This is a genomic window from Deinococcus sp. LM3 (genome assembly GCF_002017875.1).
GTDB lineage: Bacteria > Deinococcota > Deinococci > Deinococcales > Deinococcaceae > Deinococcus.
Map to the genome: position 1 here is coordinate 1,671,701 of NZ_MUFV01000001.1, position 15,635 is coordinate 1,687,335.

The 15,635-nt window shown below is 64.8% G+C and carries 13 protein-coding genes and 1 pseudogene; 5 read left to right on the forward strand and 9 right to left on the reverse strand.

Annotated features, from left to right (window positions below):
* Positions 1–54: 54 nt before the first annotated feature.
* The 4 genes from BXU09_RS07885 to BXU09_RS07900 all read right to left on the reverse strand — a co-directional run bounded on the left by BXU09_RS07885 (position 55) and on the right by BXU09_RS07900 (position 6,725).
* On the reverse strand, positions 55–1,731 hold the full coding sequence (locus BXU09_RS07885) for a hypothetical protein (RefSeq protein ID WP_078301691.1): 1,677 nt from the start codon (positions 1,729–1,731) through the stop codon (positions 55–57).
* A gap of 140 nt (positions 1,732–1,871) precedes the next feature.
* On the reverse strand, positions 1,872–2,354 hold the full coding sequence (locus tag BXU09_RS07890; protein ID WP_078301692.1) for a hypothetical protein: 483 nt from the start codon (positions 2,352–2,354) through the stop codon (positions 1,872–1,874).
* A 140-nt stretch (positions 2,355–2,494) separates the two neighbouring features.
* Positions 2,495–3,721: a 2-oxoglutarate dehydrogenase complex dihydrolipoyllysine-residue succinyltransferase gene (odhB, locus tag BXU09_RS07895; protein ID WP_078301694.1), complete on the reverse strand. Its 1,227-nt coding sequence runs from the start codon at positions 3,719–3,721 to the stop codon at positions 2,495–2,497.
* 157 nt (positions 3,722–3,878) lie between these two features.
* A complete protein-coding gene (locus tag BXU09_RS07900; RefSeq protein WP_078301695.1) occupies positions 3,879–6,725 on the reverse strand; it encodes a 2-oxoglutarate dehydrogenase E1 component in 2,847 nt (948 codons plus the stop codon).
* A gap of 104 nt (positions 6,726–6,829) precedes the next feature.
* On the opposite strand from BXU09_RS07900, the gene BXU09_RS07905 reads away from it, so the two are divergent.
* Positions 6,830–7,786 (forward strand): SMP-30/gluconolactonase/LRE family protein, encoded by a 957-nt coding sequence (locus tag BXU09_RS07905; RefSeq protein WP_240501106.1) that lies wholly within the window; start codon positions 6,830–6,832, stop codon positions 7,784–7,786.
* Positions 7,787–7,885: 99 nt separating this feature from the next.
* Positions 7,886–8,137 carry a hypothetical protein gene (locus BXU09_RS07910; protein WP_078301698.1) on the forward strand — a complete coding sequence of 84 codons (252 nt, stop codon included), beginning with the start codon at positions 7,886–7,888 and terminating at the stop codon, positions 8,135–8,137.
* A 122-nt stretch (positions 8,138–8,259) separates the two neighbouring features.
* On the opposite strand, the gene BXU09_RS07915 is transcribed toward BXU09_RS07910, so the two are convergent.
* From BXU09_RS07915 to BXU09_RS07925, 3 genes and pseudogenes are all read right to left on the reverse strand, one after another.
* Positions 8,260–8,451 carry a hypothetical protein gene (locus BXU09_RS07915; RefSeq protein WP_078301700.1) on the reverse strand — a complete coding sequence of 64 codons (192 nt, stop codon included), beginning with the start codon at positions 8,449–8,451 and terminating at the stop codon, positions 8,260–8,262.
* A 191-nt stretch (positions 8,452–8,642) separates the two neighbouring features.
* A complete protein-coding gene (locus BXU09_RS07920; RefSeq protein ID WP_144012021.1) occupies positions 8,643–9,203 on the reverse strand; it encodes a hypothetical protein in 561 nt (186 codons plus the stop codon).
* A gap of 64 nt (positions 9,204–9,267) precedes the next feature.
* A pseudogene (locus BXU09_RS07925) lies at positions 9,268–9,378 on the reverse strand (DUF2196 domain-containing protein); the annotation flags it as partial.
* Between the two features lie 112 nt (positions 9,379–9,490).
* On the opposite strand from BXU09_RS07925, the gene BXU09_RS07930 reads away from it, so the two are divergent.
* Both BXU09_RS07930 and BXU09_RS20180 read left to right on the forward strand, forming a co-directional pair.
* Positions 9,491–10,552, forward strand: a complete 1,062-nt coding sequence (locus BXU09_RS07930; protein WP_078301704.1) for a DUF262 domain-containing protein — start codon at positions 9,491–9,493, stop codon at positions 10,550–10,552.
* Positions 10,549–11,349: an MAE_28990/MAE_18760 family HEPN-like nuclease gene (locus BXU09_RS20180; RefSeq protein WP_144012022.1), complete on the forward strand. Its 801-nt coding sequence runs from the start codon at positions 10,549–10,551 to the stop codon at positions 11,347–11,349. The genes BXU09_RS07930 and BXU09_RS20180 overlap by 4 nt, the downstream gene beginning before the upstream one ends.
* A 23-nt stretch (positions 11,350–11,372) precedes the next feature.
* On the opposite strand, the gene purF is transcribed toward BXU09_RS20180, so the two are convergent.
* Positions 11,373–12,791: an amidophosphoribosyltransferase gene (purF, locus tag BXU09_RS07935; RefSeq protein ID WP_078301706.1), complete on the reverse strand. Its 1,419-nt coding sequence runs from the start codon at positions 12,789–12,791 to the stop codon at positions 11,373–11,375.
* A 95-nt stretch (positions 12,792–12,886) separates the two neighbouring features.
* Here purF and BXU09_RS07940 point away from each other — a divergent pair, with 95 nt between their 5' ends.
* Positions 12,887–13,270 carry a DUF559 domain-containing protein gene (locus BXU09_RS07940; protein WP_078301707.1) on the forward strand — a complete coding sequence of 128 codons (384 nt, stop codon included), beginning with the start codon at positions 12,887–12,889 and terminating at the stop codon, positions 13,268–13,270.
* Between the two features lie 65 nt (positions 13,271–13,335).
* Here the strand turns inward: BXU09_RS07940 and purL are convergent, their stop codons facing one another.
* Positions 13,336–15,567 carry a phosphoribosylformylglycinamidine synthase subunit PurL gene (purL, locus tag BXU09_RS07945; protein WP_078301709.1) on the reverse strand — a complete coding sequence of 744 codons (2,232 nt, stop codon included), beginning with the start codon at positions 15,565–15,567 and terminating at the stop codon, positions 13,336–13,338.
* Between the last annotated feature and the right edge of the window lie 68 nt (positions 15,568–15,635).

Sequence of the window (15,635 nt, forward strand, 5' to 3'; positions counted from 1 at the left end):
CGCAGAAGGGGGCCGCAGCCAGTCGCGCTGCGGCCCCCTGTTCGTGCGTTGCGTTCAGAAGCCGGGCATGTCGCTGGCGACCGCGCCGGCCGGCAGGTTGAACACCCCCCAGGTTTCCTGATCCAGGAAGGCGTCGGGCAGGTACGCGTACCCGCCGTCCCCGAAACCGCAACTCCAGGAGTTCTTGATCACCCACACGCCGGTCGGGAAGGACAGTGTGCCGAAATTCACGGTGCCCGGCCCGACCCGGTACTGCACGTTGTTGAACGTGCGCGTGCCGGTGTTCACGTACCCGACGATGTGAACGGCGTGCCCGCCGCGCGCCCTGCCGCCCATCAGGGACAGGTTCGGCTGACCGTTGGCGCCGATGGAATCGAAGGCCGGGTCCACCGTGAAGCCCAGGATCAGCTGGTCGCCCCGGTCGAGCATGCTGCGCATCATGTTCCGGCGGTAGGCGCGGGTGACGTTCACGTCCGCGAAGGGCATGCCGCCCAGGCTGGCCCAGACCTCGTTGCCGCGCGTGGGCCGGAAGGAGTTCACGCCGCCGCCCGCCGCGTACTCGGGTTTCCAGGCGCAGTTGTTCGTGCCGCCCTGGCAGACCAGTTGCGCCTGCGCGGTGGTGTCGCTGCACGCCTGATCCGGGTAGTTCAGGCAGGAGTTCCGGAATTCCGTGATGGGTTTGCTGGTGTCGGCCGGGAGGCGCACGCGGTTCGGTGACGGGTTGTACCGCCACGCGGTCTCGTAGGGAATCATGCGGGCGCGGCTGATGGCGTCACTGAAATCCCCCCAGCCGGCCCCGTCGCCCAGCACGCCGTCGTCGCCGCGCAGCCAGTAGTACGCGTACTGCTCGCTGAGGTTCATGCGGGTCCCCCGGCGGCGCGCGATCAGGCTTTCCAGGGCGCTGGTGTACGCGAAGGCCATGCAGGTGCCGCGCGCTCCCTGGTTCTTGATGGTGGTGATCAGGCCGATGTTCGAGCCGCGCAGCTGCCCGAACAGGGCGTTGGTGGGCGTGAACCGGCACGCGCCGTCCCTGGGGGCCGCCGACCCGCCGTCCCCCTGCTCCTGGCCCGGCTGGGACGGCGTGGGCAGCACGTTACGGATCAGGGGTGGGCGCAGCAGGACGTTCGGGTCGATCTGCGTGCCGATCTTCGCGGCGAGGCCGGTTGCCGTGGGCGCGGCGGCGCTGCCGGGCGCGGCCTGCCCACGGGGTTGCAGGTCGGCGGGCAGGGGCGCCTGCTCGCTGATCCCGAAGGACCGCAGCAGCTCGCCCCGGTTGCGGGCGCTGTCCTCCTCGGCCTGCGCGACACTCAGGGCGACGGTGTCCTGCCCGAACAGCAGCACCTCCTGGCGTGCGCCGTCCCGCAACTGCACCTGCGCGGGCACGGTCAGGCCGCGCGGCAGGGTCAGCACGGCCCGGCCGATGTCGGCCCGCAGGTCCGCGCCGGCCGCCAGTCGCCCCGCCAGCCCGATGCCGCGCGTGACGGCCACGTCGCGCGCCTGGATGCGGGCCGGCAGGTCGTTGAGGTTCAGTTGCAGGACGTTCGGCGCCTGAATGGCCTGCTGGAACTGCGCCGTGTTCAGCCGCAGGACGTTCAGTTGCAGGTCCGCGATCCGGACGGGTTGCAGGTTCTGCAGGTTCACGTTGACGCTGTTCTGGGCGTGGGCGCGGCCCAGATCGGCGCACAGGGTCACGGACAGGGCGAGCAGAGCGGCGGAGCGGATCCGGATCATGGTGGTCTCCCTGAAGGCCGGGGGCGCGCAGCGGTCGCGCCGGAGAGAACCCGGTCTTCTCTGGAGTGCAGTTCACCATCCGCCCCATGATCGGCCCGTGATCGGCCGCGCCGGGCGGCGTGACCGGGGCGGGGGCCGGGTCAGCGGGAGGCGGTCAGGGGCCGCCCCTGCGCCAGCCACAGCCGCAGCGCACACACGCTCAGCAGCGCGCCCAGCGGGAACGGCACGCCGTTCAGGTCCATGCGGACCTCCACGCCCCGCGTGAACGACCCCAGCCGCCCGCGCACCTCGCCCTCGTAGTGCCGCAGCGTCACGTCATGCCCCTGCGTGAAGTTCCCGTACCGCCCGGCCGCGCCGTCCGGCGTGAAGTTCAGGGTCACGTCCACGCCGTCCGTCACGCCGCCCAGCCGCACGCGCATCACGCCCGCCTCGATCGCGGCGCGCAGGTCGAAGCCCTGCGTGATCCCGCCCACGCGGCCCGCCAGTCCCGGCGCTTCCAGCCACACCTGCACGTCCGTGCCCGCCGTGAAGCCTCCCACGCGCGCCGTCAGCCGCGCGCCGTCCCACTGGCCCTGCAGGGTCAGTGCGTCCGTCAATCCACCCAAGCGCCCCTCTAAACTCATGGGCCACAGGGTAGAAAACGCACTCTGGCAGAAGCCTGACGGACGCGGGCAGGGGCGAGGAGTGAACAGTCGAAAGTTGATGGTCGATGGAGTGGGAAAGTCCCTTCCATCGACCATCAACTTTCAACCATCAACCCGACTTACAGTTCCAGCAGCATCCGCGCCGGGTCTTCCAGCAGGTTCTTGATGGTCACGAGGAACTGCACGGCTTCCTTGCCGTCGATGATGCGGTGGTCGTAGCTCAGGGCGATGTACATCATGGGGGCGATCACGACCTGTCCGTTCTGCGCGATCGGACGCTCGATGATGTTGTGCATGCCCAGGATGGCGCTCTGCGGGGCGTTGATGATGGGCGTGCTCATCATGGAGCCGAAGGTGCCGCCGTTCGTGATGCTGAACGTGCCGCCACTCATGTCTTCCAGGGTCAGCTTGCCGGCCTTGGCTTTCTGCGCGAAGCCGCCGATGGCCTTCTCGATCCCGGCGAGGCTCATCTGGTCGGTGTCACGCAGGATCGGCACGACCAGCCCACGGTCACTGGCGACCGCGATGCCGATGTCGTAGAAGCCGTGGTAGATGATGTCCTTGCCGTCCACGCTGGCGTTCACGACCGGGAAGGCCTTGAGGGCCTCGGTCGCGGCGCGCACGAACAGGCTCATGAAGCCCAGTTTCACGCCGTGCTTCGCCACGAACTGATCCTGGTACCGCTTGCGCAGGTCCATGGCGGGCTGCATGTTCACCTCGTTGAAGGTGGTCAGGATCGCCGCCGTGTTCTGCACGTCCTTCAGGCGCTCACTGATGCGCTGACGGATGCGGGTCATGGGCACGCGCTGCTCGGGGCGCGCGCCGGCCGGGACCGCCACGGCCGCCTGAGCGGGCGCAGCCGCCTGGGCAGCGGGCTGGCCCGCCTGTTGACCCACGGCGCCCAGCGCGTCGGCCTTGGTGATGTTGCCCTTCGGGCCGGTCGCGGGAATCTGCGCGGGGTTCAGGCCGTTCTCGACGACCACCTTGCGCACGGCGGGCGACAGGTCGTCGCGGCGGGTCGCCTCGTGACCGGCGTCGGCCGGAGCGGTGGTGGCCGCCGGGACCGCTGCGGGAGCAGGAGCCGCGTCGGCGGCCGGGGCGGGCGCGCTGCCCGCATCCCCGACCACGCCGAGCGTCTCCTCGCTGAGGACCGTGTCGCCCTCCTGCTTGGCAATGCTGACCAGCACGCCGTCCTGCAACGCCGTGACCTCCAGCACCACCTTGTCAGTCTCGATCTCGGCCAGCACCTCGCCGCGCTTCACGGTGTCGCCGGGCTTCTTGTGCCACGTCAGCAGCGTACCCTCGCTGACCGACTCGGAAAAAACAGGAACTTTGATGTCCGCCATAACGCCCTCAGTTATACCCCCTCGGGGGCTGTGACTGGGCTGGGGACGCACCCCGCACCCCCGCCGGTCACCCGGACATGAACGCCCCCCGGCACCTGCGCGGGCACCGGGGGGCGTGACTTTCCGTGATGGGGGGCGGTGGCTCAGCCCTCGGTGGTCAGCCCTGCTGCTTGGCCGTCTCGGCGAGGTCCTTCTGATCCTCGACCACGGCGCGGTCCAGTTTCTCGCCCAGCGCGTCCGCGATCACCTTTGCCTGCTCGCGCGCGTGGACGCTGGCGTACCCGGCGGCAGTGCTGGCGCTGCGCGGGCGGGTGGAGCTGCTCAGCGTCTGACCGGGGGCCAGGACTTTCTCCAGGTCCTCCCAGATCATCAGCCACGCGCCCTGGTTCTGCGGCTCTTCCTGGGCCCACACGACGTGCGCGCCGGGATGGCGGGCCAGTTCGGCGGCCAGCGCCTCGGCCGGGAAGGGGTACAGCTGCTCCAGGCGGACCAGCGCCGTGCCGGCGTACCCTTCGGCGTCCGCGTTGCGGGCGTCCACGAGTTCCCAGTGCAGTTTGCCGCTGCTGATCACCACGCGCCGCGCGCCCGTGACCTCGGCGTCCCCGATGACCTCGTGGAAACGGCCGTCCGTCAGGTCCGACAGGGGGCTCATGGCGGCCTTGTTGCGCAGCAGGCTCTTGGGCGTCATGACGATCAGGGGCTTGCGGTACGGGCGCAGCACCTGACGGCGCAGCAGGTGGAAGATCTGCGCGGCGCTGCTGGGCACCACGACCTGCATATTCTTCTGCGCGCACAGCTGAAGGTACCGCTCCAGGCGGGCGCTGCTGTGCTCGGGACCGGCGCCCTCGTACCCGTGCGGGAGCAGCAGCGTCAGGCCGCTCAGGCGCTGCCACTTGCTCTCACCGGCCGACAGGAACTGATCGATGACCGTCTGCGCGCCGTTCGCGAAGTCCCCGAACTGCGCTTCCCAGGCGATCAGCGCGTTCGGTTCGCTGGTCGAGTACCCGTACTCGAAGGCCATGACGGCCTCCTCGGACAGCGTGGAATCGATGACTTCCACCTTGCCCTGCCCGTCACGCAGATGCGCCAGCGCCATGTACTCCTCGTTCATGGGGTCTTGGGCGTCCTGATCGTGCAGGACCGCGTGACGGTGCACGAACGTGCCGCGCCCGCTGTCCTGACCGACCAGCCGCACGCCGTACCCCTCGTCCAGCAGGGTCGCGTACGCCAGCATCTCGCCCATGCCCCAGTCGAGCGGCTGCTCGCCCCTGGCCATCGCCTGACGCGGCTTGATCACGGTGCGCTCGATGGTCCGGTGCACCCGGAAGCCCTCGGGCACCGCCGCCAGCTTCGCGCCCAGCTCGCCCAGCTTCCCGGCGCTGACGGCCGTGGACACCTCGTCCTGCCAGCGGGTGTTCGTGTACCCGGACCAGTCCACCGCCAGTTTGCTCTGCGCGAGGTTCTCCATCTCGGTCACGACCGGCTCGGCGCGGTCCAGGCGGTCACGGTACTCCTCGACCAGCTGGTCGCCCTCGCCCGGTTGCAGCACGCCCGCCTGCTCCAGACGCGCCGCGTACAGCGCGCGCGTGCCCGGATGCTTGTCGATCTCGCGGTACATGATCGGCTGCGTCATGCGCGGCTCGTCGCCCTCGTTGTGCCCGTTGCGGCGGAAGCAGATCAGGTCCACGAACACGTCCTTGCCGAACTCCTGACGGTACGCGAGCGCCAGATCCCCCGCGAACGCCACTGCCTCGGGGTCGTCGCCGTTCACGTGCAGCACCGGCGCGTTCGCGATCTTCGCCACGTCGGTGCAGTAGCGGCTGCTGCGCGTGTCACGCGGATCGCTGATCGTGAAGCCCACCTGGTTGTTGATCACGATGCGCACCGCGCCGCCCGTGGCGAACCCACGCAGGCGCGACAGGTTCAGGGTCTCCATGACCACGCCCTGCCCGCTCACGGCCGCGTCACCGTGCACCGTGATGGGCAGCACGCTGCGGCGCGACTCGTCGCCCCGGCGGTCCTGACGCGCGCGGACGCTGCCGTGCACGACCGGCGCCACGATCTCCAGGTGGCTGGGGTTGAAGGCCAGCGCCAGGTGCATCGGGCCGCCCGGCGTGCGCACGTCGCTGGAGTACCCCATGTGGTACTTCACATCGCCCGCCACGTCCGGATCGTCACTGAGTTTCTTCTTGCCGTCGAACTCCTCGAACAGCACGCTCGCGGGCTTGCCGAAGATGTTCACCAGCGTGTTCAGGCGGCCACGGTGCGCCATGCCGATCACGACTTCCTTCACGCCCTGCGCCCCGGCCTGCTGAATCACGCGGTCCAGCAGCGTGATGAAACTCTCGCCGCCTTCCAGACCGAAGCGCTTGACGCCCGGATACTTGTTCTTCAGGTACAGTTCCAGGCCCTCGGCGGCATTCAGCTTGTACATGAAGCGCCGGCGTTCCTCCGCCGAGTACGCCCCGCGCCCCCGGTGGGCTTCCACCCGCGCCTGGAACCACGCGCGCTCGTTGGCGGGCAGGTAGTTGAACTCGAACCCGATCGGCCCGCAGTACGTGTCGTGCAGCTGCGCGATCACGTCCCGCAGCGGCCCGCTGAACGGCCCGTCCTGCACATGCTCGTTCAGGTCCGCTGCCGACAGCCCGTAGTACTCGGGCGTCAGTTCCGGCACGACCGGCAGGCCCCGGATGGTCAGCGGGTTGGTGCGCGCGCTGATGTGCCCGTACACGCGGTACGCCGTGATCAGCGCCCCCGCCGCCTGCTGCGCCCCACTGACCCCCTGCGGCGCCGGCACCACCGCGCCGCCCCGGCGCTGCGTTCCCAGCTCGTAGAACGCCTGCTGAATGGCGGAATGAGGCGTTTCCTGCGCCCCACCACGAAGTTCATCGAAGTAGGAGCGCCACTCGGGATCCACACTCTGCGGGTCAGCCAGGTACGCCTCGTACAGGCCCTCGATAAAGGCCGCGTTCCCACCCGACATGATCGTCTGCGACTGCGTCATAACGCCTCAGCATACTGCCCCCCGCGCGCCGCATTGGCATCCGCACCCACCGGAATTTGTTCCCGCGTGCGTAACCGCCCACCCACCGCCCTGAAGCGGCCGACATGCACACCCGTTCACACGACCCCCACCCGGCCCCGCCCGGCACCCGTCACCATGAACGCATGACCCCCGACCGGCACCCCGCCCTTCAGGCCACCCACCCGGACTTCCACGCGCTGTTCCCGCCCGGCGCCGCGCCCGAACAGCTCGGCAGCGGCCACACCTGGACCGAGGGCCCCACCTACGTCCCCGCCCGGCAACGCGTGATCTACAGCGACGTCCGCCAGAACCGCACCTGGGCGTACACCGACGACGGACAGCTGCTGGAGGAACTGAACCCCAGCGACTACCAGAATGGCCACACCCTGGACGCCCAGGGCCGCCTGATCGCCTGCTCGCACGGACAGCGCGCCCTGCTGCAGCAGGAACACGACGGCACCTGGACCACCCTGGCCGACCGCTTCGAGGGAGCGCGCTTCAACTCCCCGAACGACGTGGTCGCGCACCCCGACGGCAGCCTGTGGTTCACCGACCCCACCTACGGCCTCGACAAACCCGAGGAAGGCGGGCGCGGCGAACCCATGGAAATTCCCGGCCGCTGGGTGTTCCGCCTGAGCCCGGACGGCACCCTGACCGCCCCCATCCGCGACCGGCACAAACCCAACGGACTGGCCTTCGCCAGCCCCGACACGCTGCTGCTGGCCGACACCGGCGAGAACCCCGGCACGTACCGCTACCACGTCACCCCGCAGGGCGAGGCGACCCTGGAAGACCTGCACTTCACGGTCAGTCCCGGCAAGACCGACGGCCTGCGCATCGACGAGGCGGGCCGCATCTGGAGCAGCGCCGCCGACGGCGTGCACGTCCTGACCCCAGCCGGACAACCGCTGGGCCGCATCCTGTTCCCCGAGACGGTCAGCAACGTCGCCTTCGGCGGCCCGGAAGGAAAGACCCTGTTCGTCACGGCCAGCAGCGGCTTCTGGCGCGTCCCCACCACCACCCGCGCCCTGAGCCTGTAGACGGCGCCCGGACGTCACCCCGGTGCGACCAACGCACCCCGGCCAGAGCAGAGGGCCAGAGCAGGGAACCGGGAGACGCCCAACCGCATACACTGGGTCATGCAACTCCTGTCCCGCCTTGCCCTGGCCGTAGGTCTGATTCTCCTGGTGGTCGCTGCCGTCCTGCTCGGCAAGGACGTGATCGACATCAACCAGTTGCACGCCGTGGCCAACGCCAACCGCAGCACCAACTTCCCCAGCCCCCTGAACAACGTCCTGATCACTGCCGGACTGGCCGCGCTGGGCGGCCTGCTGACCGGCCTGGGCCTGGGCCTGACTCGCACCCGCCGCGCCCCCCGCACCCCTCACTGAGCACCCCCCATTGAACCCGGCCCCACAGCTTCAGGCCACACGGAAACGGACCCGCCACACCAGGGGGGTCCGTTTCTACGTGTTCCAAGCGACTGACCGGGAGGAATACCCCCCCAGCAGAATCACTCCGTCAGGCTGCGGTTCAGGCGGGCCTTATCCTCGGCGATCTTGCCCAGGATGAAGAACGTCGGCGCCCAGTGACCCACGAACAGACCGTCGCGTTCCTTATCGGACGACTCGTTCTGGAAATACTGCGTGGCACTGATCAGAATCGAAACGAACCCGGCCGCGTACAGAATGTTATGCAGTTTCATAAACCCCACCCCTACCGGCCCGCCGCGAACACGCAGCCCACCGGCCCCACCAGAAAAGACTGCACCCCACCCGGCGCGGAGTGCCTTGACTCCCCCAGCAGACTCCACACCCGGCCCGCCGAACGTACCCGATACGACCCTGTGAACCTAAGCCCAAGAACACCTGAACGCCCACCCTGCACCGCCGCCCATTACCCCCCGCACCGCCCGAAGCGACCCAGCGCCGCGCGGCCCTCCGGCGTGCCGCCCGGCACTTCCGCGCCCGCCAGCGAGATGAACGACCACCCGCCCCGCGCGCCATGCTCCAGCACCAGATAATGCGTCCCGGCCCCCAGCGTCCGCGCCAGCGTCGGCCCGCGCCACCCCACCACGCCATGCCCCGAGTACGCCGAGTACGGCCCGGACACGCCCACCGCACCCCAGCCGTCCGGCACGAACTCCGGCTGCCCCGCACCCACCGGCACGCCCGGCCCGACCAGCCACAGGCGAGGGCGGTAAGCCGCGTCGCACGCCGAACTGACGAACACCGCCACGTCCAGCCGGAAGCCCGCTCCGGTCGATAGGGCGTACCAGTCGCGGCCGCCCGCGCGGCCCTGCACGGTGATGACCTTCGACACGCTTGGCTGCGGCACCCGGAACGCCGTTTCGCGCGTGCCGCTGCCCGGATTGAACAGCGGCTGATGCGCCCCCGCCCCCGCGAACAGCAGACAGCCTGCCAAGATTGCGCCGCGCCACGCCCGTAGAGTCGTCATGATCGCAGTGTGCAGAACAACCGAGGGATTTTCCGTAGGTGAAGGTGCAACCGGGAGGGGAGATCTACTCGCCCGGCGTGATCACGGCCTGCACACGCCCAACCTGCCCGCCCGTCAGGCGCACCTTGATCCCATGCGGATGCGACGGCGAACGCGTGAGCAGTGCCGCGATTAAGACTCCGAAGATAGAACGGGTAGCATAATTAAAGGTGGCGTGGTGACATGGGAATATGACGTATGCTTTTTTCGAACGCTATTATCTCGGGTGATGACTTTGAGGAGTGAGAATGAGCGATAAAGTGCTGTCCCTGCAGGAAGTTGCAAAAGAAAGAACGGTAAAAACTACATCGGTTGATTATGATCTAGAAACATTGAGCAAAAAGATCAGACGGGGATCAATCATACTTGATCCAGATTATCAAAGAAATCATAAATGGGATGTTGAAACATCATCTAGGCTAATAGAGAGCCTGATACTTAATATACCTATACCTCTTATTTACATATCTCAAGATGTAGATGTAGATGTAGAATCCGATGAGCCAATGTATTCAGTAATAGATGGACAGCAGAGATTGCGTGCGATTTACGACTTTATGCAGAATAAGTACGCGCTTAAGGGGTTGGAAACACTTAAAGATATCAACGGTTTAAAATACAAAGATCTTCCTCCTTTCTTAATAAGAAGATTGGAGGATCGTACTGTGAGATGCCTAAGAATCGATTCATCCTCTGATTCTCAGGTGAAACTGGATATATTTGAGAGATTAAATTCTGGATCAGTTAAATTGACTGCCCAGGAGTTGCGGAATGCAACGATGCGAGGTAGATTCAATGATTTGATTAAAGATCTAGCAAAGGATAGGTTCTTTATACAAATGATTAATGATCCAAAGGAATCTAAGCGCGTAAAAGGGATGTACAACTATGAACTCGTGTTACGATTCTTGGCGCTTGAGGGAGGAAAATATCAGGAATATGATGGAAAAATGGGTAACTACTTGGATATAAGAATGGCGGAGTTTAGTAAAATTTCAGATCAAAATATCTTAGATGAGATGAAGACAAAATTCAAAAAGACCATGAAAATTTGTTTTAGCGCATTTGGTGTTAACGCATTTTCAAAAAGAAAAGACGGTAAAATTGTGTCCCCGTTTAACGTTGCTGTCTATGATGCGCTTTCTTTAGCGGTAAGCGAAAACTCTCTATCCAACATTGATGAATCTGGAAGAGAAAAATTTGAAAGCCTTTTCAGTAGTGAAGAATTCCAAAATAGTATTTCTGGAAGCATAAATGATAAATCAAAAATAGTCTATAGGATTAAAGCTATGATGGAAGCTTTTAAATGACGGAATCTTATGCCAATGTCTGGCTTAATGAGCTTGAATCACGGCATAATGAAATAGATAAGTTGATTGATTTAGCTAAGATATATCAGGAGAAAGACGAATCAGCTTTTAATGCGATATGTCGATCGGCAACGGTGATGCTTTATGCGCATTTTGAAGGGTCTTTAAGATCTGCTATAAAATCTTTCTCAGATGATATCAACAAAAATGGCGGATATTCCATAGTGGGCGAGAGAATAAAATCCCTTTTTCTGTGTGGACTGCTCGATATTGAGATATCCGTTGATAATCTGAACAAATCGCTAGATAGACGGCGTAGGCTCGATGCAAAACTTGATGGCTCATCTGGAATAAATATTAACCTAGAGCATGTTTGGTTAAATGGAAAAAATCCAACTGCAGATATATACAGAACCGTAATAATGAGATTCGGCATAGACAATATTTTTAAAATTCTTGAAGATTCTGAAATGGAGATTTCGATGTTCACTGAAGGAATATTGGCTTTGGGCGAAAAAATTAACGTTTTGATTGATAGATTTCGGGAGAACTACTCTGTTTATCCGTATACATCGATTTTTACAGAAATAGGATGCGCGGAAATTGCAAGACATCGTAAAAAAACAATAACCGAAGAGTTCATAAATAATACAATGAGGCCGCGACATGACATAGCGCACGGCCACACTCTTGAGAATATTTTGTCGCTCGATCAGGTTGAAGCGGCTTCTATTAGGATGAAATTTTTGTCAATTATATTTTATGCAGCTATAACTGAAAATAATCCAACGGTTTGATTTATTAAATCACGCGGTTGGATTCAGACTTCCAAAGCCAGCTTATCCACGTCATTTAACAGGGGAGTGCCTGCCGGGTACTCGCCGTTAAAGCACGCTAGGCACAGGCCGGGGCCGCTGACGGCTTCGCGGATGCCCTGCTCACTGATGAAACTCAGCGTATCCGCCCCGATCAACTCGCGAATCTCCTCGATGCTGTGTGTACTCGCCACCAGTTCCTTCCGCGCGGCGGTGTCGATGCCGTAGAAGCACGGGTGCTTGATGGGCGGGCTTGATACGCGGAAGTGCACTTCGGTCGCGCCCGCCTCGCGCAGCAGGTTCACGATCTGGCGGCTGGTGGTGCCGCGCACGATGGAGTCGTCCACGAGGATCACGCGTTTCCCGGCGACGGCGCTGGTGGGCGAGAGTTTCATCTTGACTTTCAACTCGCGTGCTTCCTGCGTGGGCGCGATGAACGTGCGGCCCGCGTAGGGGTTCTTGTACAGGCCGTAATCGAAGGGGATGCCGCTCTCGCGGGCGTAGCCGATGGCGGCGCCGATGCCGCTGTCGGGGACGGGCACGACGATGTCGGCGTCGATGGGGTGTTCCTTTGCGAGCTGGTGGCCCATGCGGATGCGGCTCTCGTGGGCGTCCACGCCGTCCAGGCGGCTGTCGCTGCGCGCGAAGTAGATCCACTCGAACGCGCAGGGGGTGGGTTTGCGGGGTTCGACCATCAGGGAGTGCAGGCCCGTGCGGTCCACCCAGACGAGTTCGCCGGGCTGCACGTCCCGCAGCAGTTTCGCGCCGACCGTGAACAGCGCGCACGGCTCAGAGGCGATCACGTACGCGCCGTCGTCCCGCTGCCCGATCACCAGGGGGCGCACGCCGTTCGGGTCGCGGAAGCCCAGCAGTTGCGTGCGGCTCATCAGCACGCACGCGAACCCGCCCTTGAGTTGCTTCATGGCGGCGGCCGTGGCTTCCACGAGGTCCATGTGGCTCTCGCGGGCGATCAGGTTCAGCATGACCTCGCTGTCGTTCGTGGTGGCGAACAGCGCGCCTTCCATCAGCATGGCGTTCCGGACCTCGCGGGCGTTCACGAAATTCCCGTTGTGCGCCAGTCCCAGAATGCCCTTGTTCGTGCGGGTCGTCAGGGGCTGCGCGTTGAACCGCAGGTTGCTGCCCGTCGTGCTGTAGCGAACGTGCCCGATGCTCACGCGCGCGTTCGCGAGTCGCACGCTGTCCAGGCGGCGCTCGTCGAACACCTGCGTCACCAGCCCCAGGTCCTTCTCCACGTGGAATTTCTCGCCGTCGGACACGCACATGCCCGCCGCCTCCTGCCCACGGTGCTGCAACGCGAACAGGCCCAGGTAAGTGAACCACGCCAGGTCCGCCGGTTCCGGCGAGTACATGCCAAACACACCGCATTCATCCTGCGGCTTATCGGTTACGGGGTCGAAAATCATGCGTGTCCTTTGCTCCCTCTCCCCTTGCGGGAGAGGGTTGGGGTGAGGGGTGCTGTCACGCCGTACTGGCGCGGTCGGGTGGGTAGACTGCCGGTATGCCGGTGCGTCAGCGGTTCGCGAACGTGGAGGGGACGGGGCGGGCGCGGCGGTTGCGTCGTGATGCCACGCCGCACGAGGGGATGGTGTGGGCGCGGTTGCGGGCGGGGCAGTTGGGGGTGAAGTTCCGTCGTCAGCAGCCGCTGGGGTTTTACATCGCGGATTTCGTGTGCTTCGAGTGCGGGTTGATCGTGGAGCTGGATGGTGGACAGCACGGTTCGGTACAGGGGCGTGCGTACGACGCGTTGCGGACGGAGTACCTGGAGGGCCGGGCGTTCCGGGTGTTGCGCTTCTGGAACAGCGAGGTGTCTGGCAACCTGGATGGTGTCCTGGCGCGGATTGTCGAGGCGGTGCGCGAGCGGGGTGAGGGAGGGGACGCTTAGATTCCCCTCTCCCCGGCCCTCTCCCGCAGGGGGAGAGGGAGTGCGCCCCGTTGCGCGGTGTCCTTTCATCCCAGGATCTCTGCGAGGGGCGTGTTGAACGCGTGGGCGAGGGCGGTGACGGTGGCGCTGAGGTGGATGTGGTGGTCGGGGAGGGTGATGGTGACGCGGTCGCCGCCGCTGGTGCCGAGGCGCGCGAATGGAACGCCCTGTGCCTGGAGGGCCGCTTCGGTGCCGGCCTCGTCGGGGGTGGCGATGAGGATGCGGGCGTGCGCTTCGCCGTACAGCAGGGCGTCGGGGCGGGTTTCCTGGGGGGCGTTCAGGGTGACGGTCAGGCCGGTGTTCCCGGCGATGGCCATCTCGGCCAGGGCGACGGCGAGGCCGCCTTCGGCGCAGTCATGGGCAGTGTCGGTCAGGCCCGCGCGGATCAGGTGCAGCGTGGCGTCGATGACGGCCTGCTCGCGGGTCAGGTCCAGGGGGGGGACGTGTCCGGCTTCGAGGCCGTGCACGGTTTCGAGGTACTGGCTGGCGCCGATGCTGTCGGCGTGCTCGCCGATCAGGTAGAGGGTGTGGCCTTTGCCCTTGAGGTCCATGGTGGCGCGTTTGGTGACATCGGGCAGCACGCCGACCATGCCGATGGTGGGCGTGGGGTGGATGGCGACGCGTTCGTCGCCTTCGGTGTACTGGTTGTACAGGCTGACATTCCCGCCGGTGACGGGGGTGTTCAGGGCGCGGCAGGCGTCGGCGATACCGTGCACGGCGCGTTCCAGCTGGTAGTACACCTCGGGCCGGTGGGGGTTCCCGAAGTTGAGGTTGTCCGTGATGGCCAGCGGGGTCGCGCCCACGCACGCGAGGTTGCGGGCGGCCTCGGCGACGGCGGCGGCGGCGCCAGTGTACGGGTCGAGGTACACGAAGCGCGGGTTGCAGTCGCTGGTGGCGGCCACGCCCATGCCGGAGCCCTTGACGCGCATCACGGCGGCGTCGGCCGCGCCGGGCACGACGACGGTGTTCGTCATGACCTGATGGTCGAAACGCTCGAAGATGGCGCGTTTGCTGGCAATCGTGGGGTGGCCCAGCAGGTCAGTCAGGACCGCGCCCAGGTCGCCGGGGACGGGAACGCCGCTCAGGTCGCGTTCGCGCTTGGCCCTGATCTCCTCGGATTCCACGCCCTCGCGGGTGTACTTGGGCGCCTCGTTCAGCAGGGCCACCGGCAGGTCACAGACGACCTCGCCCTTCCAGGTCAGGCGGTAGTTGTTGTGCGCCTCGACCTGTCCGATGGTCACCACGTCCAGTTCCCACTTGGCGAGCAGGTCCAGCAGGTCCTGTTCCTTGCCGGGCACTGGCACCAGGATCATGCGCTCCTGCGACTCGCTCAGGCACAGTTCCATGGGCACCATGCCGTCCTCTCGGGTGGGCACGAGGTCCAGGTCCATGGTGATGCCCAGTTCCGCGCGGTACGCCATCTCGCAGGTACTGCTGACCAGCCCGGCGGCGCCCATGTCCTGCACGCCCGCCACCACGCCCGCCTGAATGGCCTCCAGCGTGGCTTCCAGCAGCAGTTTCTCCATGAACGGGTCGCCCACCTGCACGGCCGGGCGGTCGGCCTGAGACGCGTTGCTCAGGTCGGCGGAGGCGAACACCGCGCCGCCCAGCCCGTCGCGCCCGGTCTTGCTCCCGACGTACACGATGGTGTTCCCGACCTCACCCATCGTCCCCTTGGCCAGATCCTCGTGGCGCAGCAGGCCCAGCGCCATCACGTTCACCAGCGGGTTCTCCTGGTAACTGGGGTGGAAGGTCACCTCGCCACCCACCGTGGGCACGCCGATCGCGTTCCCGTAGTGAGCGATCCCCTCCACCACGCCGTTCAGCAGGAAGCGCGTGCGGGGGCTGTCGGGGTTCCCGAAACGCAGGCTGTCCAGCACCGCGAACGGCCGCGCGCCCATCGCGAAGATGTCACGCAGGATGCCGCCCACGCCCGTCGCCGCACCCTGCACCGGCTCCACCGCCGACGGGTGGTTGTGGCTTTCCATCTTGAACGCCACGCCCCAGCCATCGCCGATATCCACCACGCCCGCGTTCTCACCGGGACCCTGAAGCACCTGCGGCCCCGTCGTGGGGAAGTGACGGAACAAGGGACGGCTGTTCTTGTACCCGCAGTGCTCGCTCCACATGGCCCCCACGATGGCGGCCTCCAGCGCGTTCGGCTCCCGGCCGATCTGCGAAACCAACAGGTCGAATTCTTCAGTCGAAAGTCCAAACGTGCCCGCACGGTCACGCAGGGATGGGGCGGCTTGCGTCATTGAAGCTCCTTGAGAACCAGGGCGATCTGCCCAGGCGGAAAAATCAGGGTCGTGGAAAAGCGGGTGGG

Excerpts from the sequence above, each read along its gene's own strand:
- BXU09_RS07910 (WP_078301698.1), top strand. The coding sequence starts at position 7,886 with ATGCAACTCCTGTCCCGCCTTGCCCTGGCCGTAGGTCTGATTCTCCTG.
- purL (WP_078301709.1), bottom strand. The coding sequence starts at position 15,567 with ATGACGCAAGCCGCCCCATCCCTGCGTGACCGTGCGGGCACGTTTGGA.
- BXU09_RS07900 (WP_078301695.1), bottom strand. The coding sequence starts at position 6,725 with ATGACGCAGTCGCAGACGATCATGTCGGGTGGGAACGCGGCCTTTATC.
- BXU09_RS07915 (WP_078301700.1), bottom strand. The coding sequence starts at position 8,451 with ATGAAACTGCATAACATTCTGTACGCGGCCGGGTTCGTTTCGATTCTG.
- BXU09_RS07930 (WP_078301704.1), top strand. The coding sequence starts at position 9,491 with ATGAGCGATAAAGTGCTGTCCCTGCAGGAAGTTGCAAAAGAAAGAACG.
- BXU09_RS07885 (WP_078301691.1), bottom strand. The coding sequence starts at position 1,731 with ATGATCCGGATCCGCTCCGCCGCTCTGCTCGCCCTGTCCGTGACCCTG.
- BXU09_RS07890 (WP_078301692.1), bottom strand. The coding sequence starts at position 2,354 with ATGAGTTTAGAGGGGCGCTTGGGTGGATTGACGGACGCACTGACCCTG.
- odhB (WP_078301694.1), bottom strand. The coding sequence starts at position 3,721 with ATGGCGGACATCAAAGTTCCTGTTTTTTCCGAGTCGGTCAGCGAGGGT.
- BXU09_RS07940 (WP_078301707.1), top strand. The coding sequence starts at position 12,887 with ATGCCGGTGCGTCAGCGGTTCGCGAACGTGGAGGGGACGGGGCGGGCG.
- BXU09_RS07920 (WP_144012021.1), bottom strand. The coding sequence starts at position 9,203 with ATGACGACTCTACGGGCGTGGCGCGGCGCAATCTTGGCAGGCTGTCTG.
- BXU09_RS07905 (WP_240501106.1), top strand. The coding sequence starts at position 6,830 with ATGCACACCCGTTCACACGACCCCCACCCGGCCCCGCCCGGCACCCGT.
- purF (WP_078301706.1), bottom strand. The coding sequence starts at position 12,791 with ATGATTTTCGACCCCGTAACCGATAAGCCGCAGGATGAATGCGGTGTG.
- BXU09_RS20180 (WP_144012022.1), top strand. The coding sequence starts at position 10,549 with ATGACGGAATCTTATGCCAATGTCTGGCTTAATGAGCTTGAATCACGG.